At 58.7% G+C, this 20,816-nt stretch carries 17 protein-coding genes; 16 read left to right on the plus strand and 1 reads right to left on the minus strand.

Annotated features, from left to right (window positions below):
- Nucleotides 1-51: 51 nt before the first annotated feature.
- From bamA to ispD, 15 genes are all read left to right on the plus strand, one after another.
- Entirely contained in the window at nt 52-2,430 is a 2,379-nt protein-coding gene (gene bamA / locus GPL81_RS11425; protein WP_160106806.1) for an outer membrane protein assembly factor BamA, read from the plus strand.
- Between the two features lie 45 nt (nt 2,431-2,475).
- Nucleotides 2,476-2,979 (plus strand): OmpH/Skp family outer membrane protein, encoded by a 504-nt coding sequence (locus tag GPL81_RS11430; protein ID WP_096513162.1) that lies wholly within the window; start codon nt 2,476-2,478, stop codon nt 2,977-2,979.
- A 3-nt stretch (nt 2,980-2,982) separates the two neighbouring features.
- Nucleotides 2,983-4,038 (plus strand): UDP-3-O-(3-hydroxymyristoyl)glucosamine N-acyltransferase, encoded by a 1,056-nt coding sequence (gene lpxD, locus GPL81_RS11435; protein WP_160106807.1) that lies wholly within the window; start codon nt 2,983-2,985, stop codon nt 4,036-4,038.
- A 108-nt stretch (nt 4,039-4,146) separates the two neighbouring features.
- The gene (gene fabZ / locus GPL81_RS11440; protein ID WP_007940511.1) at nt 4,147-4,587 is read left to right on the plus strand and encodes a 3-hydroxyacyl-ACP dehydratase FabZ; all 441 of its coding nucleotides are present in this window, start codon (nt 4,147-4,149) and stop codon (nt 4,585-4,587) included.
- Entirely contained in the window at nt 4,584-5,360 is a 777-nt protein-coding gene (gene lpxA / locus GPL81_RS11445) for an acyl-ACP--UDP-N-acetylglucosamine O-acyltransferase (RefSeq protein WP_096513160.1), read from the plus strand. The genes fabZ and lpxA overlap by 4 nt, the downstream gene beginning before the upstream one ends.
- A gap of 2 nt (nt 5,361-5,362) precedes the next feature.
- Nucleotides 5,363-6,493: a lipid-A-disaccharide synthase gene (gene lpxB / locus GPL81_RS11450; RefSeq protein WP_160106808.1), complete on the plus strand. Its 1,131-nt coding sequence runs from the start codon at nt 5,363-5,365 to the stop codon at nt 6,491-6,493.
- An 11-nt stretch (nt 6,494-6,504) separates the two neighbouring features.
- A complete protein-coding gene (rnhB, locus tag GPL81_RS11455) occupies nt 6,505-7,131 on the plus strand; it encodes a ribonuclease HII (protein WP_096513158.1) in 627 nt (208 codons plus the stop codon).
- 77 nt (nt 7,132-7,208) lie between these two features.
- Entirely contained in the window at nt 7,209-10,730 is a 3,522-nt protein-coding gene (gene dnaE, locus GPL81_RS11460; RefSeq protein ID WP_160106809.1) for a DNA polymerase III subunit alpha, read from the plus strand.
- A 140-nt stretch (nt 10,731-10,870) separates the two neighbouring features.
- Nucleotides 10,871-11,818: an acetyl-CoA carboxylase carboxyltransferase subunit alpha gene (locus GPL81_RS11465; RefSeq protein ID WP_160106810.1), complete on the plus strand. Its 948-nt coding sequence runs from the start codon at nt 10,871-10,873 to the stop codon at nt 11,816-11,818.
- 133 nt (nt 11,819-11,951) lie between these two features.
- On the plus strand, nt 11,952-13,277 hold the full coding sequence (tilS, locus tag GPL81_RS11470) for a tRNA lysidine(34) synthetase TilS (protein WP_160106811.1): 1,326 nt from the start codon (nt 11,952-11,954) through the stop codon (nt 13,275-13,277).
- Nucleotides 13,278-13,551: 274 nt separating this feature from the next.
- On the plus strand, nt 13,552-15,183 hold the full coding sequence (pyrG, locus tag GPL81_RS11475; protein WP_121103578.1) for a CTP synthase: 1,632 nt from the start codon (nt 13,552-13,554) through the stop codon (nt 15,181-15,183).
- A 5-nt stretch (nt 15,184-15,188) separates the two neighbouring features.
- Nucleotides 15,189-16,034 carry a 3-deoxy-8-phosphooctulonate synthase gene (gene kdsA, locus GPL81_RS11480; RefSeq protein WP_160106896.1) on the plus strand — a complete coding sequence of 282 codons (846 nt, stop codon included), beginning with the start codon at nt 15,189-15,191 and terminating at the stop codon, nt 16,032-16,034.
- A 149-nt stretch (nt 16,035-16,183) separates the two neighbouring features.
- A complete protein-coding gene (gene eno, locus GPL81_RS11485) occupies nt 16,184-17,473 on the plus strand; it encodes a phosphopyruvate hydratase (protein ID WP_096513154.1) in 1,290 nt (429 codons plus the stop codon).
- Nucleotides 17,474-17,644: 171 nt separating this feature from the next.
- A complete protein-coding gene (gene ftsB / locus GPL81_RS11490; RefSeq protein WP_007996937.1) occupies nt 17,645-17,923 on the plus strand; it encodes a cell division protein FtsB in 279 nt (92 codons plus the stop codon).
- Entirely contained in the window at nt 17,920-18,627 is a 708-nt protein-coding gene (gene ispD, locus GPL81_RS11495; RefSeq protein WP_160106812.1) for a 2-C-methyl-D-erythritol 4-phosphate cytidylyltransferase, read from the plus strand. The genes ftsB and ispD overlap by 4 nt, the downstream gene beginning before the upstream one ends.
- Nucleotides 18,628-18,693: 66 nt before the next feature.
- On the opposite strand, the gene GPL81_RS11500 is transcribed toward ispD, so the two are convergent.
- Nucleotides 18,694-19,590 (minus strand): LysR family transcriptional regulator, encoded by an 897-nt coding sequence (locus GPL81_RS11500; RefSeq protein ID WP_160106813.1) that lies wholly within the window; start codon nt 19,588-19,590, stop codon nt 18,694-18,696.
- 107 nt (nt 19,591-19,697) lie between these two features.
- Here GPL81_RS11500 and GPL81_RS11505 point away from each other — a divergent pair, with 107 nt between their 5' ends.
- Nucleotides 19,698-20,810 (plus strand): S-(hydroxymethyl)glutathione dehydrogenase/class III alcohol dehydrogenase, encoded by a 1,113-nt coding sequence (locus GPL81_RS11505; RefSeq protein ID WP_096513151.1) that lies wholly within the window; start codon nt 19,698-19,700, stop codon nt 20,808-20,810.
- Nucleotides 20,811-20,816 lie beyond the last annotated feature (6 nt).

The raw sequence follows: 20,816 nt of genomic DNA on the forward strand, positions 1-20,816 counted from the left end.
CCGCATTTTGCGGCAGTTTGTTTATTGCCAGTTGGAATAAGAAAGGACTTCATGAAACGTCTGCTGCTAACTGCGGTTCTCACCGTATTGATGATCGCCGAAGTTCACGCCGAGTCCTTCACTATCTCTGATATTCGCGTCAATGGCCTCCAGCGGGTCTCCGCGGGTAGCGTCTTTGGTGCTTTGCCGTTGAACGTCGGTGAACAGGCGGATGACCGACGCCTGGTGGAATCCACTCGTGCGTTGTTCAAAACCGGTTTCTTTCAAGATATCCAGCTGGGCCGCGATGGCAACGTCCTTGTCATCACTGTAGTCGAGCGTCCGTCGGTTGCCAGTATCGAGATCGAAGGTAACAAGGCGATCTCCACTGAAGACCTGATGAAAGGCCTCAAGCAATCCGGTCTGGCCGAGGGCGAGATCTTCCAGCGTGCCACCCTTGAAGGTGTCCGTAACGAGCTGCAGCGCCAGTACGTCGCCCAGGGTCGCTACTCTGCGACCGTCGACACCGAAGTGGTGCCGCAGCCGCGCAACCGCGTCGGCTTGAAGGTCAACATCAACGAAGGCACCGTTGCGGCTATCCAGCACATCAACGTGGTGGGCAACACGGTCTTCCCTGATGAAGACCTGATCGACCTGTTCGAACTCAAAACGACCAACTGGCTCTCGTTCTTCAAGAACGACGACAAGTATGCTCGCGAAAAACTGTCCGGTGACCTGGAGCGTCTGCGTTCCTACTACCTGGACCGCGGCTATATCAACATGGACATTGCATCGACCCAGGTGTCCATTACGCCGGACAAGAAGCACGTCTACATCACCGTCAACATCAACGAAGGTGACAAGTACACGGTTCGTGACGTGAAACTGAGCGGTGACCTGAAAGTCCCTGAAGATCAGGTCAAATCCCTGCTTCTGGTGCAAAAAGGCCAGGTGTTCTCGCGCAAGCTGATGACCACCACCTCCGAGCTGATCACCCGCCGTCTGGGTAACGAGGGCTACACCTTCGCCAACGTCAACGGCGTGCCACAGCCTCATGATGAAGATCACACCGTAGACATCACCTTCGCTGTCGATCCGGGCAAGCGTGCGTACGTCAACCGCATCAACTTCCGTGGCAACACCAAGTCGGAAGACGAAGTACTGCGTCGTGAAATGCGTCAGATGGAAGGTGGTTGGGCTTCGACCTACCTGATCGACCAATCCAAGACCCGTCTTGAGCGCCTGGGCTTCTTCAAGGAAGTCAACGTTGAAACCCCGGCCGTACCGGGCGTCGATGATCAGGTTGATGTCAACTACAGCGTGGAAGAGCAGGCGTCCGGCTCGATTACCGCCAGCGTCGGTTTCGCCCAGAGTGCGGGTCTGATCCTCGGTGGTTCGATCACCCAGAACAACTTCCTCGGTACCGGTAATAAGGTCAGCATCGGCTTGACCCGCAGCCAATACCAGAGCCGCTATAACTTCGGTTATGTCGACCCCTACTGGACTGCTGATGGCGTGAGCCTGGGCTACAACGCCTTCTACCGCACCACCGACTACAAAGACCTTGATGTCAACGTAGCCAGCTACGCAGTAGACAGCCTGGGAGCGGGCGTCAGCGTCGGTTACCCGATCAGCGAGACTTCGCGTCTCACCTTTGGTCTGACCGCGCAACAAGACAAGATCAAGACCGGCCTTTACACCGTCGACGAAATCTTCGACTTCGTTAACAAGGAAGGTGATCAGTACCTGAACTTCAAGGCATCGGCCGGTTGGTCCGAATCCACGTTGAACAAAGGTGTACTGGCAACCCGTGGTCATTCTCAAAGCCTGACCGCCGAAGCGACAACCCCGGGCAGCGACTTGTCGTTCTTCAAACTGGATTACCGCGGTCAATTGTTCCAGCCTTTGACTGAGAACTACACCATGCGCCTGCACACCGAGCTGGGTTATGGCGATGGTTATGGTTCCACTGATGGCTTGCCATTCTATGAAAACTACTATGCTGGTGGTTTCAACTCGGTTCGCGGCTTCAAGGACAGCACTCTGGGGCCACGTAGTACTCCGAGCCGGGGCGTGAACCCGGGGACTGCAGTCGATCCGGACCAGGACCCACTGCCGTTTGGTGGTAACGTCCTGATCCAGGGTGGTGTAGAAGTTCTGTTCCCGTTGCCGTTCGTGAAAGATCAGCGTTCCTTGCGTACCTCGGTATTCTGGGACGTGGGTAACGTGTTCGATTCGACTTGCAAGCAGAGCACTAACGCCGATGGCTCGAAGTCCAACACTCAATGTAACGACATCAGTCTGAGCAATATGGCCAGTTCCGTAGGTGTCGGTGTGACTTGGGTTACCGCCCTTGGTCCGTTGAGCTTCGCGCTGGCGGCGCCAGTTAAAAAGCCGGACAGCAATGCCGAGACTCAAGTGTTCCAATTCTCCCTCGGTCAAACGTTCTAAGCGTCTGACCCAAGATAACGACAATGGATTTTGTAGGAGTGCATCGTGCGTAAGTTGACTCAATTGGTTCTCCTGGCTTCCGTGCTGGTAGCGGGTCCGGCGTTTGCCGACATGAAAATTGCCGTTCTGAACTATCAGATGGCCCTGCTGGAATCCGATGCGGCCAAGAAGTACGCCGTGGATGCCGAGAAGAAGTTCGGTCCTCAACTGACCAAGCTCAAGGCTCTGGAGAGCAGCGCCAAGGGTATCCAGGATCGCCTGATGGCCGGTGGCGACAAAATGCAGCAAGGCGAACGTGAGCGTCTGGAGCTTGAATTCAAGCAAAAGGCCCGTGACTTCCAGTTCCAGTCCAAGGAGCTGAACGAAGCCAAAGCCGTTGCCGACCGTGAAATGCTGAAGCAGCTCAAGCCGAAACTGGACAGCGCTGTGGAAGAAGTCATCAAGAAAGGTGCTTTTGACCTGGTCTTCGAGCGTGGTGCAGTGATTGATGTCAAGCCTCAGTACGACATCACGCGCCAGGTTATCGAGCGCATGAATCAGCTGAAGTAATCCATGACAGCGACCATTAAGCTCGGCCAATTGGCCGAGTTCCTCGGTGCCACTCTTCGTGGCGACCCGGAGAAAGCAATTACTGGGCTAGCCACCTTGCAGGAGGCTGGCCCAGCTCAGTTGAGCTTTCTTGCAAACCCCCAATACCGCAAGTATCTGGCAGGCAGCCAGGCTGCAGCCTTGTTGCTGAAAGCCGCCGACGCCGAAGGTTTTGCCGGGAACGCATTGGTAGTGCCTGATCCGTATGCCGCCTACGCGCGTATTTCCCATCTGTTCGATCCAAAACCCAAGGCAGCTGCCGGCATTCATCCGACGGCGGTGATTGCGGTGGACGCGGTGGTGGATCCGGCGGCGAGCATCGGTGCCTTTGTGGTCATCGAAAGCGGCGCGCGAATTGATGCAGGTACGACCATCGGCGCGCATTGCTTCATCGGTGCCCGTAGCGTGATCGGCGAAGGTGGCTGGCTCGCGCCGCGCGTCACCCTGTATCACGACGTTCGCGTCGGCAAACGGGTGGTGATTCAGTCCGGTGCCGTGCTCGGTGGCGAAGGCTTCGGGTTTGCCAACGAGAAAGGTATCTGGCAGAAAATTGCCCAGATCGGTGGTGTATTGGTTGGCGATGACGTGGAGATCGGTGTGAATACCGCCATCGACCGAGGCGCGCTGGCCGATACCATCATTGGTAATGGTGTGAAGCTCGACAACCAGATTCAGATCGCCCACAACGTTCAGGTGGGTGATCACACCGCCATGGCTGCGTGCGTGGGGATCTCCGGCAGCACCAAAATCGGCAAGCATTGCATGCTCGCCGGTGGCGTAGGGCTGGTGGGGCATATCGATATTTGCGACAACGTTTTCATCACCGGGATGACCATGGTGACTCACTCGATCACCGAGCCGGGCGCCTATTCTTCCGGTACGGCGATGCAGCCGGCAGCCGAGTGGCGCAAAAGCGCGGCACGTATCCGTCAGCTCGATGACATCGCGCGGCGGTTGCGACAGCTGGAAAAGCAAGCAGGGGAAGTGACCCCTGGCGGTAATGCTTCATCAGATGGCTGATACCATTTCCATATCAAGTGTGCACAGCCGCTAGACTGCGTCCTTGATTTGCTAGCGGAGTGCGCGTCAGTCGCGCGCTCCCAATCTTTACATAGGCTTCCCCCCGAAATGATGGACATCAACGAGATTCGCGAATACCTGCCTCACCGTTACCCGTTCCTGCTGGTGGACCGGGTCGTGGATCTGGATGTGGAAGGCAAGCGCATTCGCGCCTACAAGAATGTCAGCATCAACGAACCGTTCTTCAATGGTCACTTTCCCGCGCATCCAATCATGCCGGGCGTGTTGATCATCGAGGCGATGGCTCAGGCTGCCGGGATCCTTGGTTTCAAAATGCTCGACGTGAAACCGGCCGATGGCACCCTTTACTACTTCGTCGGTTCCGACAAGCTGCGCTTCCGCCAGCCGGTGTTGCCGGGCGATCAGTTGATCCTTGAAGCGAAGTTCATCAGCTGCAAGCGTCAGATCTGGAAGTTCGAGTGCCAGGCTTCGGTCGACGGCAAGCCGGTCTGCTCTGCTGAAATCATCTGTGCGGAACGCAAGCTATGAGTTTGATTGACCCTCGCGCAATCATCGATCCGACGGCCGTCCTGGCTGAAGGTGTCGAGGTCGGCCCGTGGTCGATCATCGGCGCAGGTGTGGAAATCGGCGAGGGGACGGTCATCGGGCCGCATGTGATTCTCAAAGGTCCGACCCGAATCGGTAAGCACAACCGTATCTACCAGTTTTCCTCGGTAGGCGAAGACACGCCGGACCTGAAATACAAGGGCGAGGAAACACGCCTGGTGATCGGTGACCACAATGTCATTCGCGAAGGCGTGACGATTCACCGCGGAACCATCCAGGACCGTTCGGAAACGACCTTGGGCGATCACAACCTGATCATGGCCTACGCGCACATCGGTCACGACAGTGTTATCGGTAACCACTGCATCCTGGTCAACAACACGGCGCTGGCCGGCCATGTGCATGTGGAAGACTGGGCCATCCTGTCGGGTTTTACCCTGGTTCACCAGTATTGCCACATCGGTGCCCACAGCTTTTCCGGCATGGGGACCGCCATTGGCAAGGACGTTCCAGCCTACGTCACGGTGTTCGGTAACCCGGCCGAGGCCCGCAGCATGAACTTCGAAGGCATGCGCCGTCGCGGTTTCAGCGAAGATGCCATCCATGCCTTGCGACGTGCCTATAAAACGGTCTACCGCCAGGGCCTGACTGTTGAGCAGGCGCTGGCCGAACTGGCCGAGCCGTCGATCCAGTTCCCGGAAGTCGCGGTGTTCCGTGACTCCATCCAGTCTTCGACCCGCGGCATTACCCGCTAACCATGGCTAATCTGCGTATTGCGCTGGTGGCGGGTGAAGCTTCCGGCGACATTCTCGGCGCGGGCCTCATGCGCGCGCTCAAGGCCCGCCATCCGGCGGTCGAGTTCATCGGTGTCGGTGGTCCGTTGATGCAGGCCGAAGGGCTGGCGTCCTACTTCCCGATGGAACGCCTGTCGGTCATGGGCCTGGTGGAAGTGCTGGGTCGATTGCGCGAATTGTTGGCACGCCGCAAGAAACTGGTGGCGGACCTGATTGCTGCGAAGCCGGATGTGTTCATCGGTATCGATGCCCCGGACTTCAACCTCAATATCGAGCTCAAGCTGCGTCAGGCCGGGATCAAGACCGTGCATTACGTCAGCCCGTCGGTCTGGGCCTGGCGGCAGAAGCGAGTGCTGAAGATTCGCGAAGGTTGCGACCTGATGCTGACACTGTTTCCGTTCGAAGCGAAATTCTACGAAGAGAAGGGCGTGCCGGTGCGTTTTGTCGGGCACTCCCTGGCCGATGCGATTCCCCTCGAAGCCGATCGCGCCGCCGCCCGCGCCGAACTGGGCTTGCCCGACGGGCCGTTGGTTGCGCTGATGCCGGGCAGTCGTGGCGGCGAAGTCGGTCGTCTCGGTGCACTGTTTCTCGATACCGCACAGCGCCTGCGGGCCATGCGCCCTGGCGTGCGGTTCGTCATGCCTTGCGCCAGTCCCGAGCGGCGCATGCAGCTTGAAGAAATGCTGGCCGGTCGTGACCTGCCGGTGACTTTGCTCGATGGCAAGTCCCATCTGGCCCTGGCTGCATGCGACGCCGTGCTGATCGCGTCTGGAACAGCAACGCTGGAAGCCTTGTTGTACAAGCGGCCAATGGTCGTCGCCTATCGCCTGGCACCGCTGACGTTCTGGATTCTGAAACGCATGGTGAAAAGCCCCTACGTTTCCCTGCCAAATCTGTTGGCCCAGCGCTTGCTGGTGCCCGAGTTGCTGCAGGACGACGCGACAGTCGAGGCGTTGGCCCAGACCTTGTCGCCGTTGATCGAGGATGGCCAGGAACAGACCCGAGGTTTTGACGAAATCCACCGTACCTTGCGTCTGGATGCCTCCAATCAGGCGGCGGATGCGGTACTGAATCTGGTCGGCCAAGTACAATGAGTAAAACAAGCATGCAGATGGGGCTGGATTTCACCTTGGTCGCTGAAGTCGAAGATTTGGTTGCCGGTGTCGACGAAGTCGGTCGCGGTCCGCTCTGTGGCGCAGTGGTGACTGCGGCAGTGATCCTCGATCCAAACCGTCCGATTCTAGGCCTGAACGACTCGAAGAAGCTCACCGAAGCCCGTCGCGAAAAGCTCTATGACGAAATCTGCGAAAAGGCCCTGAGCTGGTGCATCGCCCGCGCGGAAGTCGAAGAGATCGACGAGCTGAATATCCTGCACGCTACCATGCTCGCCATGCAGCGCGCTGTTGCCGGGCTGCACATCCAGCCGAAACTGGCGATGATCGATGGCAACCGTTGCCCGAAATTGCCCATGCGTGCCGAAGCGGTCGTGCAAGGTGATGGCAAGGTTCCCGCCATCGCGGCGGCATCGATTCTGGCCAAGGTCAGCCGCGACCGGGAAATGGCGGCATTCGAGTTGATTTATCCGGGTTACGGTATCGGCGGTCACAAGGGCTACCCGACGCCCGTTCATCTGGAAGCGTTGGCACGGCTTGGGCCTACGCCGATTCACCGGCGCTCGTTCGCCCCGGTACGCCTCGCCTACGAGGCACGTGAAAGCCTGATCGAGAGTTAGTCGCAAGGCTGATTTTTTTTACCAGGGCCCGGTACAATCCGGGCCTTGTTGTCTCCATGTTATTAGACAGGATCACTATGCCGGCTTCATTCGTTCATCTACGCCTGCACACTGAATATTCCCTGGTCGACGGTCTGGTGCGGATCAAACCGCTGGTCAAGACCCTGGTCGGCATGAACATGCCTGCCGTAGCGGTCACCGACCAGAACAACATGTGTTCCCTGGTCAAATTCTATAAAAACGCCATGGGTGCCGGGATCAAGCCGATCTGCGGCGCCGACCTGTGGCTGTCGAACAAGGATCCGGACAATCCCCTGAGCCGAATCAGCCTGCTGGTGATGAATGCCGAGGGCTATCGCAACCTCACCGAGTTGATCTCCCGCGGCTTCATCGATGGCCAGCGCAATGGTTCGATCATCATCGAGCGTGAGTGGGTGGCCGAAGCCAACGCAGGCTTGATCATGCTGTCGGCGGCCAAGGAAGGCGAGATTGGCCAGGCCATGCTCAGTGGCAACCCCGACGAAGCCGAAAACCTGGCGCGTGAGTGGATGGCGGTGTTCCCGGATCGTTTCTATCTGGAAATCCAGCGTACCAACCGCCCCAACGATGAAGAGCAATTGCACGGTGCCGTGGCCCTGGCGGACAAGATCGGTGCGCCGCTGGTCGCGACCAATGATGTACGGTTCATCAAGCAGGAAGACTTCGCCGCCCACGAAACCCGCGTGTGCATCGGCGAGGGCCGTGCCCTCGACGATCCGCGGCGTTCGAAGAATTACAGCGATCAGCAATACCTCAAAAGCGCCGAGGAAATGGCGGAGCTGTTCAGCGACATTCCCGAAGCGCTGGAAAACACCGTCGAGATTGCCAAGCGCTGCAACATCGAAGTGAAGCTGGGCACGCACTTCCTGCCCAACTTCCCGATCCCCGATGGCATGACCATCGATGAGTATTTCCGCAAGGTGTCGTTCGAAGGTCTGGAAGAGCGGCTGGCCGTTCTGCTGCCCAAAGACACCACCGAAGATTACGAAGCCAAGCGTCAGGTCTATGTCGACCGGTTGAATTTCGAGCTGGATATCATTATCCAGATGGGCTTCCCCGGTTACTTCCTGATCGTGATGGACTTTATCCAGTGGGCCAAGAACAACGGCGTGCCGGTGGGGCCTGGCCGGGGGTCGGGTGCCGGGTCGCTGGTGGCTTACGTACAGAAGATCACCGACCTCGACCCGCTGGAATACGATCTGCTGTTCGAACGTTTCCTTAACCCGGAACGGGTCTCCATGCCCGACTTCGACGTCGACTTCTGCATGGACGGTCGTGACCGGGTGATCGACTACGTGGCCGAGAAGTACGGCCGCAACGCGGTCAGCCAGATCATCACCTTCGGTTCCATGGCCGCCAAGGCTGTGGTCCGTGACGTGGCGCGGGTGCAGGGCAAGTCCTACGGCCTGGCGGATCGTCTGTCGAAGATGATTCCGTTCGAAGTCGGCATGACCCTGGAAAAAGCCTACGAGCAGGAAGAGATCCTGCGCGACTTCATCAAGGTCGATGAAGAGGCTGCGGAAATCTGGGAGATGGCCCGCAAGCTCGAAGGCGTGGTGCGTAACGTCGGCAAGCACGCCGGTGGTGTGGTGATCGCGCCGACCAAGCTGACCGATTTTTCGCCGATCTATTGCGACGAAGCCGGTGACGGCCTGGTGACCCAGTTCGACAAGGACGACGTTGAAGCAGCCGGCCTGGTGAAGTTCGACTTCCTCGGTCTGCGAACCCTGACGATCATCGACTGGGCTCTGAAAACCATCAACCGCGACCGCGCCAAGGTCAACGAACCGCCGCTGGACATCGCGTTCATCCCGCTGGATGACAAACCGACCTATACCCTGCTGCAAAAAGCCGAAACCACGGCGGTGTTCCAGCTTGAATCCCGGGGCATGAAGGAGCTGATCAAGAAGCTCAAGCCGGACTGCCTGGAAGACTTGATCGCACTGGTGGCACTGTTCCGTCCAGGCCCGCTGCAATCGGGCATGGTGGACGACTTCATCAACCGTAAGCACGGTCGCGCCGAACTGGCGTACCCGCACTCGGATTACCAGTACGAAGGCCTCAAGCCAGTATTGGCGCCGACCTACGGCATCATCCTGTATCAGGAACAGGTGATGCAGATTGCCCAGGTCATGGCCGGTTACACCCTCGGCGGCGCGGACATGCTGCGTCGAGCCATGGGTAAGAAAAAACCCGAGGAAATGGCCAAGCAGCGGGGCGGTTTCATTGAAGGTTGCGCCACCAACAACATCGATGCCGACCTGGCCGGTAACATCTTCGACCTGGTAGAAAAGTTCGCCGGCTATGGCTTCAACAAATCCCACTCCGCTGCCTACGGCCTGGTGTCCTACCAGACCGCGTGGCTGAAGGCGCACTACCCGGCGCCGTTCATGGCGGCGGTACTCTCGGCGGATATGCACAACACCGACAAGGTCGTGACCTTGATCGAAGAAGTGCGCACCATGAAGCTGCGCCTCGATGCGCCGGACGTGAATACCTCGGAGTTCAAGTTCACGGTGAACGACGAGGGCCGGATCATTTACGGTCTGGGCGCGATCAAGGGGGTTGGCGAGGGGCCGGTGGAAGCGATCACCGAAGCGCGCCTGGACGGTCCGTTCAAGGATCTGTTCGACTTCTGCGCCCGGGTCGACCTCAAGCGTATCAACAAGCGTACCCTCGATGGCTTGATCCGTAGCGGCGCGCTGGATCGTCTGGGCCCGTACTTCCACGACGAGCCGAAAGCCTACCAGGCCAATATCGACCGCAACCGGGCGGTCCTGCTGACCGCGATGGAAGAGGCGATCAAGGCCGCCGAACAAACCGCCCGTACCCATGACAGCGGCCATGCCGACCTGTTTGGCGGCCTGTTCGTCGAAGAAGATGCCGACGTCTACGCCAATCACCGCAAGGCCAAGGAGCTGACCCTCAAGGAACGGCTCAAAGGCGAGAAAGATACCCTGGGCCTGTACCTGACCGGGCACCCGATCGACGAATACGAAGGTGAAATCCGTCGTTTCGCCCGTCAGCGCATCATCGATTTGAAGCCGGCGCGTGATACCCAGACCGTTGCCGGCATGATCATCGCCCTGCGAGTGATGAAAAACAAAAAGGGCGACAAGATGGGTTTCATCACCCTCGACGACCGTTCGGGCCGGATCGAAGCGTCGCTGTTTGCCGATGCGTTCCATTCCGCGCAGTCACTGTTGCAGACCGATGCGATGGTGGTGGTCGAAGGCGAAGTCAGCAATGACGACTTCTCCGGTGGCCTGCGGTTGCGGGTCAAGCGGGTGATGAGCATGGAAGATGCGCGCACCAACCTGGCCGAGAGTCTGCGCCTGAAGGTCCAGACCCAGGACCTCAAGGGCGATCAGCTACGCTGGCTGGGCGACCTGTTCAAGCGTCATCGTGGTGCATGCCCGATCACCATGGAGTACACCAGCCCCGATGCGAAGGCCTTGCTGCAGTTCGGCGAAGGCTGGCGAATCGACCCGGCGGATGCGTTGATTCAAGCCCTGCGTGACCAGTTCGGGCGAGACAACGTCTTCCTCCAATACCGTTGACGGTGAGGTGGCCTAAGGCTTCCTTTATCGCGACCGAATTTTTTAATCTCGACCTGAACGCGCCTCTCCCTTAAGGTAGGGCGCGAATAGACAACCGGCCGGCCCAAGCTCTCTTGGACGTCGACCCAAGACGGACGCCTATGAACCCGAATTTTCTTGATTTCGAACAGCCGATCGCCGACCTGCAAGCCAAGATCGAAGAGTTGCGCTTGGTCGGTAATGACAATTCGCTGAATATCGGCGATGAGATCTCCCGCCTGCAGGACAAAAGCAGCACGCTGACCGAAGACATCTTCGGCAAGCTGACCAGCTGGCAGATCGCGCGTCTGGCGCGTCACCCGAAGCGTCCATACACCCTGGACTACATCGAACACATCTTCACCGAGTTCGATGAGTTGCACGGCGACCGTCACTTCTCCGACGACGCCGCCATCGTGGGCGGTATTGCGCGTCTGGACGACCAGCCAGTCATGGTCATCGGTCACCAGAAGGGCCGTGAAGTGCGCGAAAAGGTTCGCCGCAACTTCGGTATGCCGCGTCCGGAAGGCTACCGCAAGGCCTGCCGCCTGATGGAAATGGCCGAACGGTTCAAAATGCCGATCCTGACCTTTATCGATACCCCGGGTGCATACCCTGGCATCGACGCTGAAGAGCGTAACCAGAGCGAAGCCATTGCCTGGAACCTACGTGTCATGGCTCGCCTGAAAACCCCGATCATCGCCACCGTGATCGGTGAAGGTGGTTCCGGCGGTGCGCTGGCGATCGGCGTTTGCGATCAGCTGAACATGCTGCAGTACTCGACCTACGCGGTGATCTCGCCGGAAGGTTGCGCATCGATCCTGTGGAAAACCGCCGAGAAAGCACCGGACGCCGCTGAAGCCATGGGCATCACTGCAGAGCGCCTCAAGGGCCTGGGCATTGTGGACAAGGTAATCGGCGAGCCTTTGGGCGGCGCACACCGCGATCCGGCCGCTGCGGCTGCCTCGATCCGTGCCGAGCTGAGCTCGCAATTGGCGATGCTCAAGAAGCTCGACCACAAGGCGCTGTTGGACCGTCGTTACGAGCGCCTGATGAGCTACGGTCTCTAAGACGATCACGCAGTATCCATGTGGGAGCGAGCCTGCTCGCGATGAGGATTTAACATCCAACAAATAGGTTGGCTGTTGAACCGCTATCGCGAGCAGGCTCACTCCCACATTTGATTTGCGCGAGGCGACGGATATGAGCAAATCCAACATACTGTCTGCCAGGCTCCTGCTGAATCTGCAGCCTTGGCGCAACGCCACAACCTGGCACATCGCTTTCTCCGGTGGTCTCGACTCCACCGTCCTGCTACACCTGCTCGCAAAACTCGCTAAAACCCAATCCCTGCCGGCACTGCGTGCCATCCATGTCCACCACGGCCTTCAGTCTGTAGCTGATGCGTGGCCGGAGCATTGTCGGTCGGGGTGCGAGGCACTTGGCGTGCCGTTGCAGGTGGTTCGCGTGCAAGTGCAGCCCGGCGCCAGTCTCGAACGTGCGGCCCGGGATGCGCGTTATGCGGCGTTCAGCGAAGTCACCCGAGCCAATGAAGTACTGCTGACCGCCCAACACCTTGACGATCAAGCCGAAACCCTGCTGTTTCGCTTGTTGCGCGGGGCCGGGGTAAGAGGTTTGTCGGGAATGCCACGGCAGCGTCCGCTGGGTGAAGGGTATCTGTTGCGGCCCTTGCTCGATGCGACTCGCGCCGAGCTTGAGGCCTATGCCGCGGAACACCAGCTGAGCTGGATCGAAGATCCTTCCAATCAGGATCGACAATTCTCGCGTAATTACCTGCGTCATCAGGTGTTCCCGGTGTTGACCTCACGCTGGCCGCAGGCAATGGCGACCATGGCTCGCAGTGCCGCGCATTTGAGCGAGGCGCAGGGGCTGCTGGATGAACTGGCACAGATTGACCTGTGCCACGCACGCACCTCCAGTGAGTTTGATTGGCTGGGTTTGCCGTCGCTTGAGTTGGCATCCCTGGTAAAGCTTTCAGTCGCACGCCAGCGCAATGCACTCAGCCACTGGCTTGAACCACTGACAAGCCTGCCCGACAGTGACCATTGGTCGGGTTGGGAGGATTTGTGCAATGCCTCTGGCGATGCACGGCCGATCTGGCGACTGGCGGATGGCGAATTGCATCGGGCGGGAGGGCGGATCTGGTGGCTGTCCGGCGGCTGGCTGCGCCGTTCACCCCCTGTTGGCGCGTGGGCCGAGCCGTCGCTGCCATTGGCATTGCCCGACAACGGTGTGGTTTCGCTCACCGGGCAAATCCCCAATGGCCCTTTGCAGATCCGCTATCGTGAAGGGGGCGAGGTGATGGAGTTGCCGGGCCGTGGGCATCGCGATTTGAAGCGTTTGCTCAATGAACGCGGGGTGCCCCGGTTCGTGCGCGGCAGATTGCCGCTGCTGTTCAAGGGCGAGCAATTGCTGGCGGTGGCGAACCTGCCGGGGCTGGATGGCAGTGCGGCGGGTGGCTGGAATTTGCATTGGCAGCCAATGGGCGAAGATCAAGGTTTGAGCTGAAAGGGGCTTTCCGGTAGACTACGCTCCCTTCTTGATACAACTTCTGTGGATTCGCCTGAATTGCAGGAGTTGCCGATTACCAAGCAGTCTTTGCTGGGCGATTCCAAAAAATGTGTAGCGAGCAACGTACCGGTGTTTCATCTTCCGGTCTGTCCCAACGCGGCGGTTTTTTTGAAAGGTGCACTGTGATTAATGCAGGTGATCGGGGGCTTCGGCCTTCCTTCGCTTTCCCCGGCGGCTCGGACCGCTTTAACGCAGACTTCTAGGGTTTTTCATGACGCGCTACATATTCGTCACGGGCGGTGTTGTTTCTTCATTGGGGAAAGGCATTGCATCGGCATCATTGGCGGCCATCCTGGAGGCGCGGGGACTTAAGGTCACCATGCTGAAGCTGGACCCGTACATCAACGTCGACCCGGGCACCATGAGCCCGTTCCAGCACGGTGAAGTGTTCGTCACCCACGACGGCGCCGAGACCGACCTGGACCTGGGCCACTACGAGCGGTTCATCCGCACGACCATGACCCAGAACAACAACTTCACCACCGGCCGTGTCTACGAGCACGTGCTGCGCAAAGAGCGTCGTGGTGATTACCTGGGCGCAACCATCCAGGTGATCCCGCACATCACCGACGAGATCAAGCGCCGCATCATCAAGGGCGCCGGCGATGCCGACGTGGCAATGGTCGAGATTGGTGGCACCGTGGGTGACATCGAATCCCAACCGTTCCTCGAGGCCATCCGTCAATTGCGTTTCGAAGTCGGCGCCAAGCGCGCGATGCTGATGCACCTGACACTGGTGCCGTACATCGCCACTGCCGGCGAAACCAAAACCAAGCCAACCCAGCACTCGGTCAAGGAACTGCGCTCCATCGGCCTGCAGCCTGACGTACTGGTGTGCCGCTCCGATCACCCGATCGACATCTCCTCCCGTCGCAAGATCGCGCAATTCACCAACGTTGAAGAGCGTGCGGTCATCGGCCTGGAAGACGCCGACACCATCTACAAGATCCCGGGCATCCTGCACGCCCAGGGCCTGGACGATTTTGTCGTCGAGCGTTTCGGCCTGCAATGTGGCGGCGCCGATCTGTCCGAGTGGGAAGCCGTGGTAGACGCCAAGCTCAATCCTGAGCATGAAGTCACCATCGCCATGGTCGGCAAGTACATGGAACTGCTGGACGCCTACAAGTCGCTGATCGAAGCGATGAGTCACGCCGGCATCAGCAACCGCACCAAGGTCAATCTGCGCTACATCGATTCCGAAGACATCGAAAACCAGGGCACCGCGCTGCTGGAAGGCGTCGACGCGATCCTGGTCCCGGGCGGCTTCGGTCTGCGTGGCGTGGAAGGCAAGATCACGGCCGTTCAATACGCTCGCGAAAACAAGGTTCCTTACCTGGGCATCTGCCTGGGCATGCAGGTGGCGGTGATCGAGTTCGCTCGTAACGTCATGGGCTGGAAGGACGCCAACTCCACCGAGTTCGATCGTGCAAGCGGTCACCCGGTCGTGGGCCTGATCACCGAGTGGGAAGATGCCACCGGCGCAGTCGAAATCCGTACCGAAGCGTCCGACCTGGGCGGCACCATGCGTCTTGGCGCTCAGGAATGCCTGCTCGAAGCCGGCTCCAAGGTGCACGATTGCTACGGCAAGGACGTGATCGTCGAGCGTCACCGCCATCGCTACGAAGTGAACAACAACCTGCTGCCGCAAATCATGGAAGCCGGCCTGAAAATCTCCGGCCGTTCCGGTGATGGCGCGCTGGTCGAAGTGGTGGAAGCGCCGGATCACCCATGGTTCGTCGCCTGCCAGTTCCACCCGGAGTTCACTTCGACGCCACGCGACGGTCACCCGTTGTTCAGCGGTTTCGTTAAAGCTGCTTTGACTCAACACCAGAAGAAGGCATGAACCTGATGGCGCAGAAGATCATCCGCGTAGGCGATATCGAGATTGCCAACGATAAGCCTATGGTGCTGTTCGGTGGCATGAACGTGCTGGAAAGCCGCGACATGGCGATGCAGGTCTGCGAAGAGTACGTAAAGGTTACCCAGAAACTGGGTATTCCTTACGTGTTCAAGGCCAGCTTCGATAAGGCCAACCGTTCCTCCGTGACCTCTTACCGTGGTCCCGGCCTGGAAGAGGGCATGCGGATTTTCCAGGACGTCAAGCAAGCCTTCGGCGTGCCGATCATTACTGACGTCCATGAGCCCGATCAGGCTGCGGTCGTCGCTGAAGTCTGCGACATCATTCAGTTGCCGGCCTTCCTGTCGCGCCAGACCGACCTGGTGGTCGCGATGGCCAAGACCGGTGCGGTGATCAACATCAAGAAAGCCCAGTTCCTCGCGCCTCAGGAAATGAAACACATCCTGAACAAGTGCGTGGAAGCGGGTAATGATCAGTTGATCCTCTGCGAGCGTGGTTCGAGCTTCGGCTACAACAACCTGGTCGTCGACATGCTTGGCTTTGGCATCATGAAGCAGTTCGAATACCCGGTGTTCTTCGACGTGACCCACGCCCTGCAAATGCCGGGTGGTCGCGCTGATTCCGCCGGTGGTCGTCGCGCTCAGGTCCTCGATCTGGCGAAAGCCGGCATGAGCCAGTCCCTGGCCGGCCTGTTCCTCGAAGCTCACCCGGACCCGGACAACGCCAAATGCGACGGCCCTTGCGCCTTGCGTCTGGACAAACTGGAGCCATTCCTGGCCCAGCTCAAAGCGCTGGACGAACTGGTGAAGAGTTTTCCGACGGTAGAAACCGCGTAATCCTCAATTCTCCGTGTAGGAGCCGAGCTTGCTCGCGATGGCGTCCGTCTGAACGCCGTGAGCTTGTCGGTCCTATGCGTTAGTGTGGCGTACAAAATTGTAAATCGAGCGGTACAAGCTTTTTCGTCAACTTTGGAGTGTTTACAACAATGGCTAAAATCGTCGACATCAAAGGTCGTGAAGTTCTCGACTCCCGTGGCAATCCCACCGTGGAAGCGGATGTGCTTCTCGATAACGGCATCATCGGCAGCGCCTGCGCGCCGTCCGGTGCTTCCACTGGCTCGCGTGAAGCACTCGAGCTGCGTGATGGCGACAAGAGCCGTTACCTGGGCAAGGGCGTACTCAAGGCCGTAGCCAACATCAACGGTCCGATCCGCGACCTGTTGAAAGGTACAGATCCAAGCGACCAGAAAGCGCTCGATCTGGCGATGATCAAGCTGGACGGTACTGAAAACAAGGCAACCCTGGGCGCCAACGCGATCCTCGCCGTTTCCCTGGCCGCGGCCAAGGCAGCAGCACAGGACCAGGACCTGCCGCTCTACGCTCACATCGCCAACCTGAACGGCACTCCGGGTGTCTACTCGATGCCGGTTCCGATGATGAACATCATCAACGGTGGCGAGCATGCCGATAACAACGTCGACATCCAGGAATTCATGGTTCAGCCGGTTGGCGCCAAGTCTTTCTCGGAAGGTCTGCGCATGGGCACCGAGATTTTCCATCACCTCAAAGCCGTGCTGAAGGCCCGTGGCCTGAGCACTGCCGTTGGTGACGAAGGTGGTTTCGCGCCAAACCTGGCGTCCAACGAAGATGCACTGAAAGTGATCTCCGAAGCCGTGGCCAATGCCGGTTACAAGCTGGGCACCGACGTGACCCTGGCACTGGACTGCGCAGCCAGCGAATTCTACGAAGACGGCAAGTACAACCTGTCCGGTGAAGGCCAGGTGTTCACCGCTGAAGGTTTCGCCGATTACCTGAAAGGCCTGACCGAGCGCTACCCGATCATCTCCATCGAAGATGGCCTGGACGAATCCGACTGGGCTGGCTGGAAGATTCTCACCGACAAGATCGGCGAGAAAACCCAGCTGGTAGGCGACGACCTGTTCGTGACCAACACCAAGATCCTGAAAGAAGGCATCGACAAAAAGATCGCCAACTCGATCCTGATCAAGTTCAACCAGATCGGCACCCTGACCGAAACCCTGGAAGCTATCCAGATGGCCAAGGCCGCCGGTTACACCGCCGTGATCTCGCACCGTTCGGGCGAAACCGAAGATTCCACCATTGCCGACCTGGCCGTGGGTACTTCGGCTGGCCAGATCAAGACCGGCTCCCTGTGCCGTTCCGATCGCGTTTCCAAGTACAACCAACTGCTGCGTATCGAAGAGCAGTTGAACGGCAAAGCCAAGTACAACGGCCGTAGCGAATTCCGCGGTTGATCGCCAGCTGATAAAAAAGACACCGGATTGTGTCGGAAAAATCGCTACAGCGACGTTTTTGCCACTAATCTGATGCCTTATAAGCACAAGCCTGGTTCTTCCAGGCTTCGTGCTGTCAGTAGGTTCATGTTTTGGTATGGCTGTCTTTTTTCACTGGATACCTGATATTCGATGCGCAGTCCCAATTGGTTGTTCCTCGTCTTGCTCCTGCTGCTGGCTGGCCTGCAATACCGCCTGTGGGTGGGTAATGGCAGTCTGGCGCAAGTGGCCGAGCTGACTCAGCAGATTGCGGATCAGCAAGCTGAGAACCAGGCGTTGCTGGAGCGCAATCGGGTGATGGACGCTGAAGTCAGCGAGTTGAAAAAGGGCATGGAGACCGTTGAAGAGCGGGCTCGCCATGAGTTGGGCATGGTCAAGGACGGTGAAACCCTTTACCAGTTGGCGCAATGAACTTGTCTCTGCCGGCCTTCTGGGCCGTGATTCCTGCCGCGGGCGTCGGTGCCCGTATGGCCGCGGACCGTCCCAAGCAATACTTGCAACTGGGCGGGCGCACTATTCTCGAACACAGCCTCGGCTGTTTCCTTGATCACCCTTGCCTGAAGGGGGTGGTGGTCAGTCTTGCTGTTGATGATCCTTACTGGCCGAACCTGGCCTGTGCCAGTGATCCGCGGATTGCCCGGGTCGAGGGCGGTAGCGAGCGTTCCGGTTCGGTGTTGAATGCGTTGCTGCATTTGCACGCGCAAGGCGCTGGCGATGAAGACTGGGTGTTGGTTCATGATGCCGCACGACCGAATCTCGGTCGTGACGATCTGGATAACCTGCTGGCTGAACTGGCGGATGATCCTGTGGGTGGGCTGCTGGCGGTTCCGGCACGGGATACGCTCAAGCGGATCGACAAACACGGCCGTGTCGTCGAAACCGTGGACCGCAGTGTGATCTGGCAAGCCTATACACCGCAGATGTTTCGCCTCGGCGCCTTGCATCGAGCGTTGGCGGACAGTCTGGTGGCTGACGCCGTGATCACCGATGAGGCGTCGGCCATGGAGTGGGCAGGGCTGGCACCTCGCTTGATCGAGGGTCGATCCGATAACCTCAAGGTCACCCGGCCGGAGGATCTGGATTGGTTGAGGCAGCGTTGGGCTAACCGTCGCTAGCTTTTGCGGTGCTCGCGAAAGCGGCGGTCCAAGCAGCTGACATCGTGCTGACACACCAACATGCTTCTAGCATTGGTATTCAGGCCTCTGAGCCAATCCATCCTTCAAATAATCCACCAATTTGCGCACCTTCGGCGACAGATGCCGCTGCTGCGGATACAGCGCCCAAACGGCCGTGTTCGGTGGTTGATGCGCTTCGAGCAGCGAAATCAATGCGCCGGTTTTCAAATGCTCCAGCACGTAATAGTCCGGTAACTGACACAGCCCTACGCCCTGTAGCGCGGCATCCAGTACGGCTTGCCCACTGTTGCAGCGCCAGTTTCCCTGGACCCGTTGTGAAAATTCCCGCCCGTTCTGCTCCAGTTGCCACAGGTCCGAGCTGCCGATGAGGCAGTTGTGGCGGCTCAGTTCCGACAAGCTGTGTGGGCGCCCATAACGTTCGAGGTAGGACGGTGAGGCGCATAAAAACATGCGTCGGGGTGCCAAGCGAGTAGCGACCAGTCGTGAATCCTGCAGGCGCCCCAGTCGGATCGCCAGATCCAGGCCTTCGTGCACCAGATCGAGTTGGCGATTGCTCAATTCAATGTCGATCCGCAGTTGCGGATACAGCCCCATGAACCGCGTCACCAGCGGCACGATGAAGCGTTCGCCGTAAGCCACGGCGCACGTCATGCGCAGCATGCCTTTGGGTTCGCTGGTCAGGTCGCCGACCGCACGCAATGCCTCTTCACGTCCATCCTGCAAGCGTTGGCAATGTTGCAGGAAGGTTTGCCCTGCCTCCGTCAGCGTGACCCGGCGGGTGCTGCGGTAGAGCAAACGGGTTTGCAAGCGTTCTTCGAGGCGTACGATTTGTCGACTGATGTGGGAGGAAGAAACCCCCAGGCGTTCCGCGGCAGCGGTGAATTGGCTGCATTCGGCAACGGCCACGAACTCGTCGATACCTTCCCAGCGACTTTCGGACATTGAAGATTATCCCTGTGCAGCAATAATGTTTTGCTTTTGTCCGGATTATTCACCGTTGTGGGCTGTATTACACTCCCTGTCTCGATTTCATTCACTGGAGAATCACCATGATCAAGTCACGCGCCGCCGTTGCCTTCGAGGCCAAAAAACCTCTGGAGATCGTTGAAGTCGATGTCGCCATGCCCAAGGCCGGTGAGGTGTTGCTGCGCGTTGTGGCCTCCGGTGTTTGCCATACCGATGCCTACACCCTGTCCGGTGCTGATCCGGAAGGTATCTTCCCGTCGATCCTCGGCCATGAAGGCGGGGCAATCGTCGAGGCAATCGGCGAGGGGGTGACTTCTGTCGCGGTGGGCGACCACGTGATCCCGCTGTACACCCCGGAATGCCGTCAGTGCAAATTCTGCCTGTCTGGCAAAACCAACCTGTGCCAGGCCATTCGCGCGACCCAGGGCAAAGGCTTGATGCCGGATGGCACGACGCGTTTTGCCTACAAGGGCCAACCCATTTTCCACTACATGGGCACTTCGACGTTCTCCGAGTACACCGTGCTGCCGGAAATCTCCGTGGCAAAAATTGCCAAGGAAGCGCCACTGGAAAAAGTCTGTCTGCTGGGCTGCGGTGTCACCACCGGTATCGGCGCAGTACTCAACACCGCCAAAGTGAAACCCGGTGACACCGTGGCCATTTTCGGCCTCGGCGGCATCGGTCTGTCGGCGGTCATCGGCGCAGTCAAAGCCAAGGCGGCCCGGATCATTGCCATCGACATCAACCCGGCCAAATTCGAGATCGCCAAACAGCTGGGTGCAACCGATTGTGTAAACCCGAAAGATTTCGATCGTCCGATCCAGGAAGTCATCGTCGACATGACCGATGGCGGTGTCGACTTTTCCTTTGAGTGCATCGGCAACGTGCAATTGATGCGTGCCGCACTTGAGTGCTGCCACAAGGGTTGGGGCGAGTCAGTCATCATCGGCGTGGCCGGTGCCGGCCAGGAAATCTCCACCCGTCCTTTCCAATTGGTCACCGGTCGCGTCTGGCGCGGTTCGGCGTTCGGTGGCGTGCGTGGCCGTACCGAGTTGCCAAGCTACGTGGAAATGGCCGAAACCGGCGAAATCCCGCTGGACACGTTCATCACCCACACCATGGGCCTGGAAGACATCAACAAGGCGTTCGACCTGATGCATGAAGGAAAAAGCATCCGTTCCGTCATTCATTTCTGAGGTCTG

Origin of the sequence: Pseudomonas izuensis (genome assembly GCF_009861505.1) — a bacterium.
In the GTDB taxonomy this organism is placed as follows: Bacteria; Pseudomonadota; Gammaproteobacteria; order Pseudomonadales; family Pseudomonadaceae; genus Aquipseudomonas; species Aquipseudomonas izuensis.

Bases quoted from the DNA above. Each gene is read 5' to 3' on its own strand.
- bamA (WP_160106806.1), top strand. From the start codon at position 52: ATGAAACGTCTGCTGCTAACTGCGGTTCTCACCGTATTGATGATCGCC.
- lpxD (WP_160106807.1), top strand. From the start codon at position 2,983: ATGACAGCGACCATTAAGCTCGGCCAATTGGCCGAGTTCCTCGGTGCC.
- fabZ (WP_007940511.1), top strand. From the start codon at position 4,147: ATGATGGACATCAACGAGATTCGCGAATACCTGCCTCACCGTTACCCG.
- lpxA (WP_096513160.1), top strand. From the start codon at position 4,584: ATGAGTTTGATTGACCCTCGCGCAATCATCGATCCGACGGCCGTCCTG.
- lpxB (WP_160106808.1), top strand. From the start codon at position 5,363: ATGGCTAATCTGCGTATTGCGCTGGTGGCGGGTGAAGCTTCCGGCGAC.
- rnhB (WP_096513158.1), top strand. From the start codon at position 6,505: ATGCAGATGGGGCTGGATTTCACCTTGGTCGCTGAAGTCGAAGATTTG.
- dnaE (WP_160106809.1), top strand. From the start codon at position 7,209: ATGCCGGCTTCATTCGTTCATCTACGCCTGCACACTGAATATTCCCTG.
- GPL81_RS11465 (WP_160106810.1), top strand. From the start codon at position 10,871: ATGAACCCGAATTTTCTTGATTTCGAACAGCCGATCGCCGACCTGCAA.
- tilS (WP_160106811.1), top strand. From the start codon at position 11,952: ATGAGCAAATCCAACATACTGTCTGCCAGGCTCCTGCTGAATCTGCAG.
- pyrG (WP_121103578.1), top strand. From the start codon at position 13,552: ATGACGCGCTACATATTCGTCACGGGCGGTGTTGTTTCTTCATTGGGG.
- kdsA (WP_160106896.1), top strand. From the start codon at position 15,189: ATGGCGCAGAAGATCATCCGCGTAGGCGATATCGAGATTGCCAACGAT.
- eno (WP_096513154.1), top strand. From the start codon at position 16,184: ATGGCTAAAATCGTCGACATCAAAGGTCGTGAAGTTCTCGACTCCCGT.
- ftsB (WP_007996937.1), top strand. From the start codon at position 17,645: ATGCGCAGTCCCAATTGGTTGTTCCTCGTCTTGCTCCTGCTGCTGGCT.
- ispD (WP_160106812.1), top strand. From the start codon at position 17,920: ATGAACTTGTCTCTGCCGGCCTTCTGGGCCGTGATTCCTGCCGCGGGC.
- GPL81_RS11500 (WP_160106813.1), bottom strand. From the start codon at position 19,590: ATGTCCGAAAGTCGCTGGGAAGGTATCGACGAGTTCGTGGCCGTTGCC.
- GPL81_RS11505 (WP_096513151.1), top strand. From the start codon at position 19,698: ATGATCAAGTCACGCGCCGCCGTTGCCTTCGAGGCCAAAAAACCTCTG.